This is a genomic window from Chryseobacterium sp. BGA-UO-ETr-SB22 (assembly GCF_059567885.1).
In genome coordinates this window covers 2,864,934-2,883,402 of record NZ_JCAQOV010000005.1, presented here as the reverse complement: position 1 = coordinate 2,883,402, position 18,469 = coordinate 2,864,934, and the positions used below count along the sequence as shown (strand labels likewise).

Genomic DNA, 18,469 nt, shown 5'->3' with positions numbered 1-18,469 from the left:
ATTAATTATTGTTACTTTTTGTGTTGTAACTGGCTGTAAATATTATGGATCAATCCGTCTGCTACGGATATTTTAGGGACAAAGATCCTGTTGATATCAGACCAGGACATTACATTATTGAAGATGCTCAGGGCATGTACCAATACATCGGCACGGTCTTCTCTAAGGTTGTAATTGCTCATTCTTTCTTCCACAGACAGCTCATTGAATTCTTTATACACTTTTTTCAGATGAGACAAAGACATTGGCTTCCCGTCTTTGGTTTTGCTCATGGAGAATACTTTGTTGATGTTTCCTCCTGACCCAATGGCTACAATTGGTTTTTTGCTGACGATATTTTTTTTGATTTCATCCTTCATTTCTTTCCAGTTGTCCATTGTAACCAGATTGTTGAGAAGACGGATGGTTCCGATATTGAAAGATTTTTCGTAGACCATTTTACCATTTTCGTAGAAGGTAAGCTCTGTAGAACCTCCGCCAACATCAATGTATAAATAAGCGAATTCTTTGTCAAGACCTTCTGCAACATGGTTTTCATAGACCAGGGTAGCTTCTTCATCACCGGAAATGATTTCGATATCAATTCCTGATGCTTCCTTTACGAGGCTGATAATTTCATTACCATTGGCAGCATCACGCATGGCACTGGTAGCACAGGCCCTGTAATGTTCTACTTTGTATATTTTCATCAGGTCGCTGAAGATTTTCATGGAATCAATAACCATTTTTTCTCTTTCCGGACCTATTTTTCCGATGGTGAAAACATCCATTCCCAGTCTCAGAGGAATTCTGAGAAGGTTGAGTTTGATGAATTCAGGTTTTCTGTTATTTATCTTAACTTCATTGATAAGAAGGCGGGCTGCATTACTCCCTATGTCTATCGCTGCTATCTTCATTTTTTGCTTGTTTTAGCTTTTAAATATTTATAGGTTTCTATTTGTGAACGACATTCTTTTTTATCATTTCTTATGTATTCGTTGCTGAGCTTTTTATCCAAAATTCTGGCTTTTACATTATCCCTAAGCTGAATGTCAAGAATTTCTTTTAATTCTTTCTTAAGGTTCTTGTCAGTGATTTTAGCCGCAGCTTCAATCCTGTAATCCAGGTTTCTGGTCATCCAGTCAGCGGAAGAAATGTACATGTCTTCTGTTCCTTTACTGTAGAAATACATTACTCTGGCATGCTCCAGGTATTCATCTACAATACTTATGGCTTTTATTTTTTCTTTAAACTCTTTCTGGTTTACAGCACAATAGATTCCTCTTACGATCAGCCTGATTACCACACCAGCCTGGGCAGCAGCATATAGTTTTTCTATCAGCAGTCTGTCGCTCATAGAATTTACCTTGATAATGATTTCTGCTTTTCGGCCTGCTTTAGCTTCTTCGATTTCTTTATCAATATGGTGAACAATCTTTTCACGCATAAATTGAGGGCAAACTAATAAATTTTTACAAGTTTTCAAAATCGTAATAAAATCATCCTTCGGTTTTTTCAGTACATTGAAAACTTTATTGATGTCTGCCATGATACCGCGATCAGCTGTAAGCAGCAAATGGTCACCATATATTCTTGCTGTTTTTTCGTTGAAATTTCCAGTACTTACAAATCCATATTGAATGGTTTTATTGTGCGCTCTCTTTTTTATCACACACAGTTTAGCATGTACTTTTTTGTTGGGAATTCCCACAAGAACTGTAATTCCCTCCGGTTCAAGCATGTCTTTCCATTTCAGATTGGATTCTTCATCAAATCTTGCCTGAAGTTCCAGCATTACGGTGACTTCCTTACCATTTCTTGCAGCATAGATAAGCGCGTTGATGATTTTTGAGCTGCTTGCCATGCGGTAAGCCGTGATCTGTATAGATTTTACATCCGGATCTAGGGCTGCTTCACGTAGAAGGTCAATTACCGGATTATATTTGTGATAAGGGAAAGTAAGAAGAACGTCTTCTTTTAAAATAACATCTGTCACTCTTTCACCATGCTCAAATGCCTGATGAGTAAATGAGCTTCTTTCCACAGGTCTTTCATACGTTTTAAAAACATCAGGAAAATCCATGAAGTGCTTGAAATTATGGATTTTACCTCCCGGAATAATGCTGTCTTTTTTCGTTAAATTTAATTTTCTGATCAGGAGTTCCAGCAGGGCTTTATCCATATCTTTATCAAAAACGAAACGGGTAGGCTTTCCTTTTCTTCTATTTTTGAGTCCTTTTTCTATTTTTTCTGCGAAGTTGGTTCTGATGTCATTGTCAAGATCCAATTCTGCATCTTTTGTCACTTTAAAAGCATTGGCAGAAAATTCATCATATCCAAAATAAGAAAATATATGCGGAAGGTTGAATGTGATCACATCCTCCAGCAGCATTACATTTTTCTCTTCGGGATCTTCCGTTGGAAGTAATACGAATCTCCCTACAAAGCGGGAAGGAATCTCAATGATAGCATAATTGCTGGAATATTGCCAGTCTTTTTTTCTCATTGCAACCCCCAGATAAAGACTTTTATCTCTCATGTAGGGCATTGGCGTATTTTCATGAAGAAGGATAGGAATTACATTGGATTCTACCACCTCATCGAAATATTGTCTCACAAATTCTTTTTGTCCTGCTGTCAGATTTTTGGAATTTTTAATGGAAACTTTATGATCAGCCATTTCAGCCTGGATTTTTTTCCAGGTTTTATCGAAATTCAGCTGCTGTCTCATCACCACTTCATTGATTCGCTGAAGGATCTTGGAAGGTGGTTGGTAGAAAGATTCAGCAATCACTTTTTCCTTAAAATCCATGGCACGCTTTAATCCGGCAACACGTACTCTGAAAAACTCATCTAAATTGTTGGAGAAAATTCCTAGAAAACGTATTCTTAAATGTAAGGGTACATTTTCATCCATGGCTTCCTGTAAAACTCTTTCATTAAAGGCAAGCCATGTGATATCTCGTGGATTAAAGTGTAATGACATTCTAAATGTGTATATTTTATCAAAAATAATAATTCGTAAAGATTCTGCCTCTATTTCTTAGGTTAAACTTTGATTAATTTTTAAAGGTTGGTGAATTAATTTGCGTTGTTGATAACAATTGTGTTGATAATCAATAGATTTTTGGTATTAAAGATAAAGGGATCCCTAACTTTATGTAGAAAAATATAATATATGTATTATTAATCTTTAGGAAGGACAGCACTTCTTATCTATGCATTTTGTTGAAGCTTGCATGAAAATATTTCCATATTAAATCATACAAAGCCTCGATTTTATCGGGGTTTTTATTTTTATTGTGTCATTTTGTCATAATTCTTTGAATGGTACAGATATTGAGAAATTGAGAGTGTAAATTAAATATTAGAAATTAGAAAAAATATAAAATATTATGAGTAAAATAATTGGAATTGACTTAGGAACAACCAACTCTTGTGTTGCTGTAATGGAGGGTAAAGACCCTGTTGTTATTCCTAACGCAGAAGGTAAGAGAACTACTCCTTCTATCGTAGCTTTTACGGAAGACGGAGAAAGAAAAGTAGGTGATCCTGCAAAAAGACAGGCTGTAACGAATCCAACGAAGACTGTTTACTCTATCAAAAGATTTATCGGAACACACTTTAAAGATGATGCTTCTGAAATCACAAGAGTACCTTATAAAGTGGTTTCCGGACCTAATGATACTGTAAAAGTAAAAATCGACGATAGAGAATATACTCCGCAGGAGATTTCTGCAATGACTCTTCAGAAAATGAAGAAAACTGCTGAAGATTATCTTGGACAGGAAGTAACAAGAGCGGTAATCACTGTTCCTGCATACTTCAACGATGCACAGAGACAAGCTACTAAAGAAGCTGGTGAAATTGCTGGTCTTAAAGTAGAAAGAATTATCAACGAACCTACAGCTGCAGCGTTAGCTTACGGTCTTGATAAGAACCATAAAGATCAGAAAATTGCAGTATATGACCTTGGTGGTGGTACTTTCGATATCTCTATCCTTGATTTAGGAGATGGTGTATTTGAAGTATTGTCTACAAACGGTGATACGCACTTGGGAGGTGATGACTTTGATGATGTGATCATCAACTGGATGGCTGATGAGTTCAAAGCTGAAGAAGGTGTTGAATTAAAATCTGATGCTATTGCTCTTCAAAGATTGAAAGAAGCTGCTGAAAAAGCAAAAATTGAATTATCTTCTTCTCCACAGACTGAAATCAACTTACCTTATATCACGGCTACCGCTACAGGTCCTAAGCACTTAGTGAAGTCTTTAACGAAAGCTAAATTCGAGCAATTATCTGCTGATCTTGTAAGAAGATCTATGGAGCCTGTTGCTAAAGCATTAAAAGATGCTGGTCTTTCAACTTCTGATATTGACGAAGTAATCTTGGTAGGTGGTTCTACAAGAATCCCGATCATTCAGGAAGAAGTAGAAAAATTCTTTGGTAAAAAACCATCTAAAGGAGTTAACCCGGATGAGGTTGTAGCTATTGGTGCAGCAATCCAGGGAGGTGTATTGACAGGTGATGTAAAAGACGTATTACTACTTGACGTTACTCCACTTTCTTTAGGTATTGAAACAATGGGTTCTGTATTCACAAAATTAATTGAAGCGAACACTACGATCCCAACTAAAAAATCTGAAGTATTCTCTACTGCTTCTGACAACCAGCCAGCTGTAAGCATCAGAGTAGGACAGGGAGAAAGATCAATGTTCAACGATAACAAAGAAATCGGTAGATTCGATCTTCAGGATATTCCACCAGCACCAAGAGGAGTTCCTCAAATTGAAGTAACTTTCGATATTGATGCTAACGGTATCCTAAGTGTATCTGCTAAAGATAAAGGAACTGGTAAAGAGCAGACTATCAAAATCCAGGCTTCTTCAGGTCTTTCTGACGAAGAAATCGAAAGAATGAAGAAAGAAGCTCAGGAAAACTCTGCAGCGGATGCTAAAAGAAAAGAAGAAGTTGAAATCTTCAACAAAGCTGACGGATTGATCTTCCAGACTGAAAAGCAATTGAAAGAATTTGGTGAAAAACTTTCTGCTGACAAAAAAGCAGCAGTTGAAGCAGCTCACACAGAATTAAAAACTGCTTTCGAAGCTAAAAATGTTGATGATGTAAAAGCTAAGACTGAAGCATTAGATGCAGCATGGATGGCAGCTTCTGAAGAATTATATGCAGCAGGTCAACAGCCAGGTGCTGATGCAGGTGCTGGAGCTCAGAATGCTGGTGGAAACGCCGGAGCTGAAGATGTACAGGATGCAGACTTCGAAGAAGTAAAATAATAAATGTAACATTAACATTTAATTATAAATCAACCCCGCAGTAATTTATTTACTGCGGGGTTTTATTTAGACTGATATTCAGATTTAATACATCAACTTTTAAAGTGTTTTTTTACTTTCTAAGATGGTTTTGCCCCAATCGTTAATATGATTTAACAAAGGAATAAATGATAATCCTAAATCTGACAAACTATATACAACTTTTACGGGAGGCTTTGTTCCAAATACTGTTCGTGTTATTAATTGATCTCTTTCTAATTGCCTCAGTTGAATACTTAAGGTTGTTTCAGTAATAAAAGAAAGCTCTTTTTTTAGTTCGCCAAACCTTTTATCACCATTTTTTAAGTGACAGAGAATAACTGCTTTCCATCTTCCTCCAATGAAATCCATAACAAAACTTACTGCACAGGGATATGATTTTTGATCAACATTGATGTATAAGGTCTTACATTCTTTTTCCATCTTTTTTATAGTATCTAAATTGATAGTTATTTTATGCTAATAGTACAGAATCTATTTTTACACAATATTAATCAGAATAAAAGAAATAAAAAAATGTACCAGCTAGCACAAATTAATGTTGCCCGAATGATAGGAGCTAACATAGAAGATCCGGTAATGAATGAGTTTGTCAGTCATTTGGATTCAGTAAACCAATTGGCAGAGGAAAGCGATGGGTTTATTTGGAGACTGAAAGACGATGAAAATAATGCTACAAGTTTTAATCCGCTTAATGATGAAAAAATTATTATCAATATCTCTGTATGGAAAGATATAGAATCGTTGGAATATTATACTTATAAGACATTTCACGTTGATTTTGTAAGAAGAAGAAAAGAATGGTTTCAAAAATATGGAAAGGCCTATTATGCTTTATGGTGGATTAAGGATAACGAATATCCAAATATTGACGAGGCATTAAAACGTTTGAAATATTTGCAGGAAAAAGGTTCATCTTCCTATGCATTTAATTTTCAATCTGTTTTTCAAAAGCCATAGCTAAATATATAATGATAAAGAGCAACTTTAATACACTATAAATGCGGTATATTAAAGTTGTATTATTATTGTATTCTTTATATGGGGAATTAAATACGTATATTGTTTTATTTTAAGTTAAAATAGCTTAAACAATTTCAAAAACTTACTTTTTATTTAGAATAATTATAATTAATTTTGCGGTCTAAATATTTTAAGGGTGAAATTATCGTTATTAGCAGGTGCTGTTTTTCTAACAGCAGGCGGATTCTTGTCTGCCCAAAAAGTAGAAATTTTTCACAATGGACAACGCAAAACGGGAGAACTTGTCAGTGGTGGTTTGAAAGAATGTAAAGAACTGCATAAAAATGGCAATTCTATGATTCTTAAAGGAAAATGTCAGATCACTTTTCTGAATGACAATAATAGAGAAGAAACCATTATAATAAAAGAAGGGGAGGAACTGAATTTGCAGATTCTATCACCTAAAAGTTCACCTCGTGAAAGATCAGAAATCAGAATCGAAGGTGTACAGCTTACAGCGAGAAAAAAACAATTTTCTGAGATCGTTATTCAACAGGAAGCGCTTCAAAACCTGCAGTCATTTTCAATCGGTGACGTATTGCAGCAATTACCCGGTCAATATGTACAGCAATTTGACAATACCCAATTTAAAAATATTGTATTCAGAACCGCCAGCGGACCTTCAATTACGGGCTCCGGAACTGTTCCGGGAGGTGATGATTTTGGAAACAGAGCGTTTGGAGTACAGTTGATGGTCAATGATATTGCATTATCTAATAACGAAAATATGCAGAGCTATGATTCTGCCAACAGCGGTCCTTTTGGAATAAGCTTTAATACTTCTACCAAAGGAGGAAACTTAATGCCGGGACAGCCTAACTATGGGGTCGATTTAAGGGAAGTTCCTACAGAAAATATAGAAAGTATTGAAGTTATACAAGGAGTTCCAGATGCCAAATATGGAGATTTAACTTCCGGATTAATCAAAGTTACCACAACGGCGAAAGCATCACCATTACGATTGGATGCCTCTCTGAGAGAAGGAACTTATCAGGTTGGCCTTACCAAAGGTTTTAAAATTAATCAAAACAATGCCCTGAATGCTTCCGTTGATTATATGAATTCGCTTTCAGATCCCCGAACCAGTCTTGTAGGGTATGACAGAACAAATGTCAATTTTCTTTGGTCAAGTAATAAAAATGGCTTTAGAAATAAGCTGTCTGCTTCATTTTCTACCAATAGCAGCAAGGGAAAAAGAGACCCGGATGATGTGGACGGAATGATTATCAATGTCGAAAATAAAAGCTTTTCATTAGGAAATAATATCAGCTATTTTTTCGCACAGAATGGTAAAAAAACGTTCTTTAAATCAATCAATGTCGATATGGGGATAAGCTATGCAACTCAGCTTACAGAGCGAAGATATTGGCTGAACCAAGGTGCTCGTCCTTATGGGAACTCTACAACAGATGGTGTTTATTATGCACCTTATACACCACCAAGTTATGAGAATCAGGCGTTTTCAGATGGTAAACCTCTTAATATCTACACCAATTTTAGTATTAACGGAATAAAATTAACTTCTTCCAAATGGGCTCACAATTATAGTGTGGGTGCTAACTTCCGTTATGGAGATAACTTTGGAAAAGGAAGATACGGAACGGCAGGTCAGCTTACGACAATTAATACTGCAGGACAAGGATCCAATGGGATGAGAGATTTTAATTACAGGGATAATGTATTTTCCAGTAAACAGTATGCACTGTATATTCAGGATAATATTACCAAAGTCTTTGCTAATAAACACATTTTTAAAACAAATCTGGGTCTTCGTTATGATCTGCAGAATTCATATTCTACCTATTCGCCAAGGGTAAATACATCTTATCAGATGGGAAAATTTTCTGTGAGAGGAGGATTTGGATTAACATCTAAAGCTCCTTCCCTTAATCAGATCTATACATCACCGAGATATTTTGACTTTTTATTAGGGGATTATCGTTTGCCGGGATATTACTCAGCAGCAATTATGCAAACAGTAGTGACTCCAGGAGATAATGCAAACCTTAAACCTTCAAAAAGCTGGAAAACGGAAATAGGAGTTGATTACAGATTTCCTTTCGCAGTAGTAAACCTTACAGCATATTACAATAAACTGGTTGATGGTTTTACCACTTTAAGTGTTCATAAGATCATGGATAAAGCCAAAGTGGATGTCAATATATCAGGAACAAACGTGCCTACTTTCGAAGTGGTAGGAACTGAAAAATTTAATTACCTCCAGAACAGAATTATTAACGGATACCAGTCTTCAGATAAAGGATTGGAACTGATGGCCAGTTTCAAAAAAATAGAGGCCCTTAATCTTGTGATTGGTTTTAATGCCAGTTACGTAGAAACTTCCGGACAAAAAGATGAGGGACTTTACAAAATCAGTGCGCCGGAGATTATGGATAAGGATTTCCAATATGGGATTTATAATGATATTAAAAATAAAAGATCCATGGCCAGAGCGAGTTTCAGCTTTGATTATCACCTGGCTTCATCTGGGTTAATTATTGGCCTGAGAACAGATCATTTTCTTTCAGACAGATCCCTGACAGGAATGAATGACATTTATCCGATAGGGTATATCAAACATGATGGAGAAACGCAGATGATTCCTGAAAATGAACGTACCAATCCAAAATATCAGGGATTATTCCTGAAACCTTCTGACGAAAAACTTTCAGGGTTATATAACAAAACACTTCATAATGTTCATTTAAGGGTTACAAAAGATTTCTTAAGTGGTTTCAGATTGTCAATATATGTAAGTAATGTTTTCAATTTAAAAGCATATGACGAAAGAGGAAGTGTCTACGGCAATTTTACTTCTACTTCGTTCGGAGGAAATATTTCATACAGATTTTAATAATACTAAAAATAAAAATAATGAAACGATTAATACTATTGTTAATAGTTCCCGTTCTTACCCTTGTTGGATGCAACAGAGATGATGACTTTGGAGGAAATAACGAGATTAAGCCTGTTCCGTTTACGATAAATATTAAATATGATGCTTCCAAATATCCTTCTGTAGCAGATAAAGGCGTAGCGAATGTAACTGTTATCCTGAAAAATACAGCAACAGAAGATCAGATTGTTGGAAAAACAGATGCCAACGGAGAACTGAAATTAGATGCCGTTCTGCCGGGAAGCTACAGTGTCCAGGCTGAACTTCAGCTAAAACAGAGTGAATATGAACAGCAGCTAGGGGAGGAAACAAGTTATGAAATTGTTCACTTCGGAGGGTTTGATGAAAAAGTAACCATTAATGCCAATACTTCTTCCAAATTGGTCAGAATCATCAGTGGAAATCTTGGTGATCTTGTGATTAAACAATATTATTATGCAGGTTCTGATAATAAATTAGGAGCCAATTTCAGAGACCAGTTTATTGAGATTCACAACAATTCAGATCAGACTATTTATGCTGACGGCTTATACCTGGTATTTCTGGAAGGAAATGTTAATAGTAACGTGACCACCTATACTTTATCCAACGGACAGTATGACTGGAGCAAAACTGCCGGAGGAGGTGCATCAGCCAATACAGATTATGTATACTCTAATATACTTATCAAAATACCTGGAAGCGGTAGTCAATATCCGATTTTACCAGGGAAAAGTATTATTGTAGCTCAGACAGCCATTAATCATAAAATGCCTTTCGATGATATTAACGGTATAGGAATAGCGATACAGGAGCCTGACAGAACTGTTGATCTGAGCCATGCTGACTTTGAAACATATATGGGAGATTATAATATAAGTATGGGTAAGAAGCCTTTCGCATGGGATATTCAGAATATTATGGTGCCGGATATGCAGGTTACTTACTGGAGTATTGCCTCTAATGACCTAATCCTGAATGTGAATTCTATGCTGGGATTGGGGATTCTGAGAGCAACGGATGCAGAAGTGGCAAGCTGGCAAAAAGTAGCAGCTCCTAAAGCACCTACAGGAACCCTATTTTTGCAAATTCCTAAAAACTATATCATAGACGGAATAGATATTACAGATAAAGAGCAAAAAGTACCTAAAGATTTCCCTGCAGATATAGATGCTTCAAGAACTTTCATTGTCAACCCACAGGGGCAGGCTGAAGGTACTTTTAGCGGATTTTCTGTCATCCGTAAAACGAAGGAAATTATAAGTGGACGTGTGGTATTGCAGGATACGAATAATTCTGCCAATGATTTTGTAACGATTAAAGCAAACCCTAGAGGATATGCGCAATAATAAAAATAAGACAATTAAAGTTTTTCAATACGGTATGTTAGGATTAGCTGCATTAGGCAGTCAGTTTTTCCATGCTCAAACTAGTCATTTAGATAGTATTAATATAAGTTCTGTAGAAAAAGACATTAGAATAAATGATCCCTATATTTCATTTTTCCAGCCTTTGGATTTTTCACGGACAACCTTTCAGTATTCTTCTGTAAAACAAAATTTTAAAAGAGTACAGACTGCAGGAGAAACAGGCAGTTTTACGTTTCAGTCTGAAGGAGTCTATAAGCTGAATAACAAAATTGCCTTATCTGGAAGACTTAAAGCAGACAAAACTACCGAAGAAGATGTTCCCTATATTCTGAGTGATGAAAGAACTACGAATTCTTCTTTTATTTATAATCCTTCATATTATTGGGTTCCGCGTTCGGCAAGATGGCAGAAACAAAACTATTTTATCAACGGACAGTTTGCCTATAATCCTGTAAAACCTGTAATCCTGCAATTGGGAGGAGAAGGAAGTTATTCCAAATCTTACCGTCAGAATGCAGATCCAAGACCGAAGGTAGATGATTACAAATACAAAGCATTTGCAAAATTGGGTCTGAAATGGAAGCAGCATGCCATTTTCGGAAAACTGAGCTACGTACATCATTACAAGGGAAATGACATCATGTTTGTCAATATGAAAGGAAATGTACCTGCGAATGACAGTATTTATATCCGTTATAATGAAGGATATGGTAATCAGTATATCGGGAATACTATGTATAAAACTTCAGAATATAAATTAGGAGGTTATATCTGGGGTGGTGAATATGCCTTTAATAATGGAAATACCCATTTTTCTGCAGGATACGATTATAAAAATCTGATTGAGCGTTTTTACAGAGTTTTTGAATATCAGGATGGCAGCTTTAATTGGCATAAAGACTATACAAAATATTCCGGGCTGAAAACGGATCTTCATAGTTTCTATCTTAATTTTCTAGGGAATTATAATGGTAAAAAATGGGCTTCTATGTTGAAATATCAGGATCAGCTTGATACCAACTACAACTATCCTTTGGACTACACATCGTATCGCCTGGAGCAGAAAAATCTTTTCTGGCAAAATAGTGTGATATGGTTTAATCATAAAAATGAAGCATTTAAAATACTTTTCGACGCTGCATATGGAAAAAATCATGTAAAGGATTTATCCGTAGTAATGGACAGGAAACTTTCTTTCTTCAATTACCGTCTTGGAGCGGAAAAAGAATTTGCTTTAAAACCTTCCCATAAAATAGCGATTGGGCTTTCTCAAAATCTTTATGTGCCTTTGGAAAAAGAATTCAATTATCAGCCTTACCAAAGCACAAAAGAGAATATCTTTGCAACTAAGATCGCTCAGCCGGACTTTGCTTATGATGCAACACCTAAAATAGGTCTTAATTTTAATGCAAGTTATATTTTTGATCAGAACAAAATAAGGTATGAGCTGTTTGGGAGTTTTTCTCAAACCTGGCTGATGAACAGTACGTATAAAAATCAAGTGGACTACAATGGCAGAGCTAATCATGTTGCCATGGTAGGATTGAATGTGTATTATTAAAAATAATGAAAGACAGATATATTGCTTTTCTGGCCATTGCCGGAATCGTATGTTTATTAAGCTATACTTCAAATGACCCTACGGGATATACCGTAGAAGAGCTTCGTACCTTATACAGCAGCGGCGATCAGAACAAATGGCCGGCTGCTCATTTATTTGATGAAGCGAAAGAAGGTTTTCAGGATATCGGACCTTTGTCTAAAATGAAATTTCCTGAAGATAATCCTTATTCCGAAGATAAAATGGAACTGGGAAAAATGTTGTTTTTTGATCCGAGATTATCCAAAAGCGGACAGATTTCCTGTGCCAACTGTCACAATCCTGAAATTGGATGGTCAGACGGGAGCAGAGTTTCCTTTGGTCACGACAGGCAGACGGGAACTAGAAATGCACCTACTTTGGTAAATATTGGATATGCTAAAACATTTTTCTGGGACGGCCGTTCAGCGACTTTAGAAGAGCAGGTGAAAGCCCCTATTGAAAATCCGGTAGAAATGAATCTGCATATGTCAATGGCGACAAAGAATATCAGGAAGATTAAAGGTTATAAAGCCTTCTTTGTAAAAGCTTTCGGAAATGGGGAAGTGACGGAAGAGAAAATTGCAAAAGCCGTTGCTACATTTGAACGCTCTCTGATAAGTCCGCCATCAAAGTTTGACAAATTCGTTACCGGGAAAAAGGATGCTTTAACGGATTCTGAAATCAACGGACTTCATTTATTCCGTACCAAGGCGAATTGTATCAATTGTCACAACACCCCTTATTTTTCTGACCAGAAGTTCCACAATTTGGGACTGACGTATTACGGAAAGAAATATGAAGATCTGGGAAGATATATCGTTACCAAAGAGAACGAAGATGTAGGAAAATTCAAAACCCCTACGCTGAGAGAAGTTTCTGAGAATAAGCCTTACATGCATAACGGACTTTTCCCCGAACTGGCGAACATAGTTATGATGTACAACGCCGGAATGGGAAGAGAAACTCCAAAAGGAGATCAGCTCAATGATCCTAAATTTCCCCATAAATCAGAAATGGTAGAAAAACTGAATCTGACGGACGACGAAGTTTTTGATATCGTAGCATTTTTAAAAACGCTAAACAGTTACAAATACAAAATGCGCCCACCGGAATTACCAAAATAATGATTATAGTAAAAACTCTTCCAGCTCTGGAAGAGTTTTTTATTTTATGAAATAGTAATTATTGAATTCAATGATGAAGAATTCTCGCAATCGGATATTTGGTGATTAATAAATATCGCTTTTATCAATTTAGTATCTGGTTTTTTGGTTTGGTTGGGGTGGAAATTTATTCCAAAATGCTCTTGGATTTCATAATAAATATTTAAGCATTAATTGTTTATGAAAATTAATTTATGAATTATGAAATGTGGTTTTAATTTGTATATTTGATTTTATTTAGAATAAATAAAAATATTATTTAAAGAAATAATAATGAATACAATTTTATCCATCTAATCCACCATTTTCACTAAAAAAACTATGGAACAACTAAACAAAAGAATCCTCACACTGGATTTAATAAAAGGTATAAGTGTCATCGGAATGATCATCATACATACCTTATTGGTGTATGCCAATGTAAAATCACAATATGAAACAGCAATTGGCAGTTTTATTGTTTTTCTCGGAAGGGGAACTTCCATTTTCCTGATCTGCATGGGAATTACCTTCATGACTTCCAGCCATCAAAGTCTTAAGAGTTCTTTGAAGCGGGGTGTTTTACTTGTATTTGCAGGCCTGTTCATGAATTTTATGAAGTTTATGATCCCTGTGATTTTTAATTTTGCTCCTGATAATTTTATCCAAAAATACGGATGGCATGCTCCTATAGAGCAGCAATATGTTTATCTGGTACAGCTGGGTGATATTTTACAGCTGGCAGGAATGTCTTTGCTGTTTGTCGGGTTTATCAGAGAGTATGTGAAAAATAAATATATCATTCTGGCGATAGGTCTTTTCGTTGCACTGATATCCAGAGAAGTTAGTGGAATTAATTTTGACTATCCTGTGATCAATTATGTTCTGGATCTTCTTTTTAATACTGATTATCCGGCATATGTATATTTTCCTGTTTTTCCATGGATGGCTTTTATCATCATCGGAATGTTTTTCGGAAAATGGTTCCAGGAGTTGAACTACAACAGCAAGCAGTTATTTAGAAATATGCTGTATGTGGGATTGGTTTTCGTGGCAGTTGGTGCGCCATTGGTTTTTCTATATGGCGAATATAACTACAACGGTTTCTATCATATGGGACCCGGCGGAGTTGTTTATTTTGCAGGCTGGACGCTGATCTTCCTGTGGATTATCTATACTCTCACCGTAAACAGTAAGGAAAATAAGGTGATTAAAGTTTTAAAATACTGCAGCAGAAACCTGACTTCCATGTATATGATCCAATGGATACTGATCTCGTGGGGAAAAGGAATTTTTGGGTACAGACAGCACAGTATTGGCTATGTATTGGTATTAATCGTATTCTATATTATCCTCACATTTTCAGTGCAGACTTTGGTAGATCTTATAAGAAAGAAAAAAACGCTATTCTATTTCCAACAGACTTCAGTGGATGAAACGGTTTTGAAGGAATAGCAAAAGTGAATCAGTAAGGTATTTCCGTAAATGGAATGATATTCAATCATCTCAGTTTGGATTTATATATTAAGCTTTTAATGATATCAGGGAGGTTAAAGTCGGAAGAGCGAAATTTCTGAAGTTAAAAAACCGTACTACAGGTGAATTTTATTAATTTTTAGTTTTATGATTAACCTTTATTCTCCTCTTCCAGTTACAAAAGATTAATTTTTTACACCGAACTCTGGTGAAATAACTCCTTAGAAAGGAAATACCACTTTTTTTCTCATAAATTCATATATTTAACACGAAAACACAATGGATTTATGAGAAAAAATATTTTATTTTTTTGCCTTTTTTTCTATTTATTTGTTCCCTCACAAAATAAAATAGACCGTATTCTGGACGCAGGAATAATAAAAGATCAGCCTCAGGGTATAAGAAAAGCAATAGAAGATGCTGCGGCCATCATAAAAAATGAGGATGCAACAGACATACAAAGAATAAGAGCTTATAACATGATGAACAATGCCTATTTTATAATGGGCGAAACTCCAAAAGCATTAAATGCCATCATGAAAGCCAGGGAACTTTCAGAAAAAATAAAAAGCCCTGAGTACACTGCATTGTCTTTATCTCTGATAGCGCAGGATTACCGCCAGTTGTGCTTAAATGAGCAAGCAGTAGATTATTATAATCAGGCACTCCGTTTAGTATCAAAAATTAATACCCATCAGAAAGAAACTGTCTTTTTAGCAGCTGGTGCGGCCTATGAAATCGGGAATATAGAGTATGCAAATGAGAATGACAGATCCTCTTTAAAATATTACCAAAAATCAATTCAGTTATTACAGGATATTCCGAAAGAATACAAGGCTCATCAGAAATTTAGTTATCTGCTGGCCAATAACTATCTAGCAATGGGTAAAAGCTATATAGAAATGAAAAAAAATGATTCGGTCAGGATCTGTTATAATAAAGCCAGAGATATTATTTACCCTGTAAAAGATAAAATATTACAAGTTTACCTTCTTAAAAGTTATGGCGAATTGTATTTTGCTGAAGGTAATTATAAGGCCGTTATAGATTCTGCAGGAAAAGCTGAGAATATTATTTTTTTCGATGGTTTTGGTTTAAAAAGCGGTCTGTATGAATTACTTGCAAAAAGTTATGCAAAGCAGGGAGATCATCTCAATTCCGAAAAGTATTATCATCTTTTGGAAAATCCTCAAAAGCAGAGAGATCATGATCTGAATAATGCCACTTCCCTTGCCTTCACCAATTCGAAAAAAGAAATGCTGCATGCAATTGATATTCAGGAAAACTGGAAGTACATGCTTATCATTACCATTGTAGTGATTATATTGGCCGCGGGCATCGTCATATTGATACTAAGAAAAAGAGCGCTTAAAAATAAAAACCGGTATCAACAGGTTATTGAAAATCTAAAACAGGAAAATGAACTGAAAAAACAAGTTCCTATTAAAAATTCTGAAATCATAAAATCTTCATCCTCTATCACTGAGAAAACAGAAAAAGAGTTATTAACGAAGCTCTCAGAATTTGAAAATTCTAAAAAAATTGTCAATAAAAATCTCACTATAGCATCTCTGGCATTTCAGTTGGGGACCAATACAACTTATTTGTCTGAGGTTATCAACAAACATAAAAATAAGAATTTCAATTCCTATGTGAATGATCTTAAAATTGGATACATCATCAATAAAATATATACTGATCCCAAATATCATACCTATAAAATAACGTATCTAGCTGATGAGTGCGGGCTTCCCTATAGCAGCTTTGTATCTGCTTTTAAAGAATATACAGGGATGACACCCTCTGTTTTTATTAAACAGAAAGCCAAAGAATAATTTCTGAATAATTGGTTATAACTGTTTGATTTAGTTAAGGTAATGTATTTTAAAACACCTCTGGATTTAATAATTTCAGAGGTGTTTTATTTTGTGGCAGTAGTATTCACGTTTAATTTTGAAAATGAAAGAAGACGAAAATTATAACAGATCAAAGTAGTTTACCATGTTGGTATTGGTGCTACAATAAATTGAGATGAAGATCTCTCTGGATTTATAATTGAAGGGTCAGGATAAAAACACAATCAACATGAAAAGGAAAAAAATTCTCATTACAGTCTTTGCTTTTTTAGGACTTCTAATTGTATTCTTCGTAATCCGTACGCTTACTTATCCGTTTACCAAAATGGAGAAAGTCAGCAAAGATTTACCTAAAATAATGGTCAGTGATTCTTCAGTATACAGGCTTTCGGGAGGAATCAAAATTCCTACAGTTCCCTCAGGGGATTCTCTGAAATTTGATTATACCAGTTTTGATGCATTTCATGAATTTATAAAAAAAGAATATTCCTATATATATCAACATGCTGAAAGCTTTACAGTGAATGGCCATGCGCTTGTATTTAAATTAAAAGGCACAAATGATGATTTAAAACCTATCTTATTCCTGTCCCATATGGATGTTGTACCTCCAGGTTCTGCCCGGATCAGGAATACCCAGGAAAATATATTCCGTCCAAAAGATAAACCTGGTACTGCGGTGAATACTATTGCCAAAGAATGGGATTACGGACCTTTTTCTGGTGCTGTTACAAACGGGAAGATATATGGAAGGGGAGCTTTGGACATGAAGGGAATGCTGTTCGCTCTTATGGAGGCATTACAAAATACAATAAAGAGCGGGCAACAGCCTAAACGTGACATCTATCTTGCTTTTGGTTTTGATGAAGAAGTAGGTGGAGAACTTGGAGCTGCGAAAATAGCGGCATACTTTAAAAATAAAGGTCTTTGGTTTGATGCCATATATGATGAAGGAGGATTTATTCTTGAAAAAGGAAATCTAAAGGGTATAGATGCTAACGTAGCATTGATAGGTTGTGCTGAAAAAGGATTTCTGTCATTGAAAATTAAAGTTAAAGGTTTAGGTGGTCATTCTTCAATGCCGCCGTCAGAAACGGCCATTGGAAGAGCGGCTATTATGATGCAGAGATTGGAGCAAAATCCTATGAAGCCTATGGTTATCCCACTGATGCGTAATTTTTTTCAGAATGTAGGCGGTTCTATGTCCTTTACATCAAGGTTGGCTATTGCCAATGCATGGCTGATGGAGTCTGTTTTATTATCAGAACTCTCAAAAAATCATTCAACAAATGCTCTCATTCGTACAACAACGGCATTAACTATGATGAAGGGAAGCGATGCTCCTAATGTACTTTCTTCTGAGGTGGAATTTGTGGCCAATTTCCGGTTGTTACCGGGAAATACAATTGAAGAAGTGAAAAAGCATGTTGCAAAAGCAACTGAAGGATTCGATGTTGAAGTAAGTATAGTGGATAATGCCAGAGAAGCTTCAAAAGTTTCACCGGTGGATACAAAAGCATATACAATAATGAAATCTTCGCTTAATCATGTTTATTCTGATCTTCTTATAACACCTTATTTAACAGTTGGAGGAACAGATGCTATTAAATATCAGGAGCTGAGTGATCATATTTACCGTTTTATGCCCATCAAAATTAATAATTCAGAACAGCAAAGTATGCATAGTACCAATGAACATATCAGTATAGAGAACTATACGAAAATGATCAGTTATTTTGAGTTTATTATGAAGAATTATGATAATTAGAATTAGTCAGAAAGCTTTATAGTTTCTATGATCAGCTGATGCAAAGTCATGCTAAAATAAACAAC

12 protein-coding genes are annotated in these 18,469 nt (G+C 35.5%); 9 read left to right on the top strand and 3 right to left on the bottom strand.

What is annotated here, in order from left to right; genetic code table 11:
• Nucleotides 1–11 precede the first annotated feature (11 nt).
• Together AC57AW_RS20400 and ppk1 are read right to left on the bottom strand one after the other, a co-directional pair.
• Nucleotides 12–896, bottom strand: coding sequence for a Ppx/GppA phosphatase family protein (locus AC57AW_RS20400; RefSeq protein WP_318846857.1), 885 nt, complete (start codon nt 894–896; stop codon nt 12–14).
• The gene (ppk1, locus tag AC57AW_RS20395; RefSeq protein WP_496353357.1) at nt 893–2,965 is read right to left on the bottom strand and encodes a polyphosphate kinase 1; all 2,073 of its coding nucleotides are present in this window, start codon (nt 2,963–2,965) and stop codon (nt 893–895) included. Before ppk1 ends, AC57AW_RS20400 begins: the two co-directional genes overlap by 4 nt.
• A 409-nt stretch (nt 2,966–3,374) precedes the next feature.
• Here ppk1 and dnaK point away from each other — a divergent pair, with 409 nt between their 5' ends.
• Nucleotides 3,375–5,273: a molecular chaperone DnaK gene (dnaK, locus tag AC57AW_RS20390; RefSeq protein WP_496353356.1), complete on the top strand. Its 1,899-nt coding sequence runs from the start codon at nt 3,375–3,377 to the stop codon at nt 5,271–5,273.
• A gap of 99 nt (nt 5,274–5,372) precedes the next feature.
• Here dnaK and AC57AW_RS20385 read toward each other — a convergent pair whose 3' ends face one another.
• On the bottom strand, nt 5,373–5,735 hold the full coding sequence (locus tag AC57AW_RS20385; protein WP_496353355.1) for a winged helix-turn-helix transcriptional regulator: 363 nt from the start codon (nt 5,733–5,735) through the stop codon (nt 5,373–5,375).
• Nucleotides 5,736–5,828: 93 nt separating this feature from the next.
• Between AC57AW_RS20385 and AC57AW_RS20380 the strand changes: the two genes are divergently transcribed.
• From AC57AW_RS20380 to AC57AW_RS20345, 8 genes are all read left to right on the top strand, one after another.
• Complete coding sequence (locus AC57AW_RS20380) at nt 5,829–6,272, top strand: DUF3291 domain-containing protein (RefSeq protein ID WP_496353354.1); 444 nt, start codon at nt 5,829–5,831, stop codon at nt 6,270–6,272.
• A 199-nt stretch (nt 6,273–6,471) separates the two neighbouring features.
• Nucleotides 6,472–9,189: a TonB-dependent receptor plug domain-containing protein gene (locus AC57AW_RS20375; RefSeq protein WP_496353353.1), complete on the top strand. Its 2,718-nt coding sequence runs from the start codon at nt 6,472–6,474 to the stop codon at nt 9,187–9,189.
• A 20-nt stretch (nt 9,190–9,209) separates the two neighbouring features.
• A complete protein-coding gene (locus AC57AW_RS20370; RefSeq protein ID WP_496353352.1) occupies nt 9,210–10,559 on the top strand; it encodes a DUF4876 domain-containing protein in 1,350 nt (449 codons plus the stop codon).
• Nucleotides 10,549–12,141 carry a DUF6850 family outer membrane beta-barrel protein gene (locus AC57AW_RS20365; RefSeq protein WP_496353351.1) on the top strand — a complete coding sequence of 531 codons (1,593 nt, stop codon included), beginning with the start codon at nt 10,549–10,551 and terminating at the stop codon, nt 12,139–12,141. Before AC57AW_RS20370 ends, AC57AW_RS20365 begins: the two co-directional genes overlap by 11 nt.
• Before the next feature lie 5 nt (nt 12,142–12,146).
• On the top strand, nt 12,147–13,286 hold the full coding sequence (locus tag AC57AW_RS20360; RefSeq protein WP_496353350.1) for a cytochrome-c peroxidase: 1,140 nt from the start codon (nt 12,147–12,149) through the stop codon (nt 13,284–13,286).
• A 360-nt stretch (nt 13,287–13,646) separates the two neighbouring features.
• A complete protein-coding gene (locus AC57AW_RS20355) occupies nt 13,647–14,759 on the top strand; it encodes a heparan-alpha-glucosaminide N-acetyltransferase domain-containing protein (RefSeq protein ID WP_496353349.1) in 1,113 nt (370 codons plus the stop codon).
• A gap of 308 nt (nt 14,760–15,067) precedes the next feature.
• Nucleotides 15,068–16,615: a tetratricopeptide repeat protein gene (locus tag AC57AW_RS20350; protein WP_496353348.1), complete on the top strand. Its 1,548-nt coding sequence runs from the start codon at nt 15,068–15,070 to the stop codon at nt 16,613–16,615.
• A 250-nt stretch (nt 16,616–16,865) separates the two neighbouring features.
• Entirely contained in the window at nt 16,866–18,404 is a 1,539-nt protein-coding gene (locus AC57AW_RS20345; RefSeq protein WP_496353347.1) for a M20/M25/M40 family metallo-hydrolase, read from the top strand.
• Nucleotides 18,405–18,469: the final 65 nt, after the last annotated feature.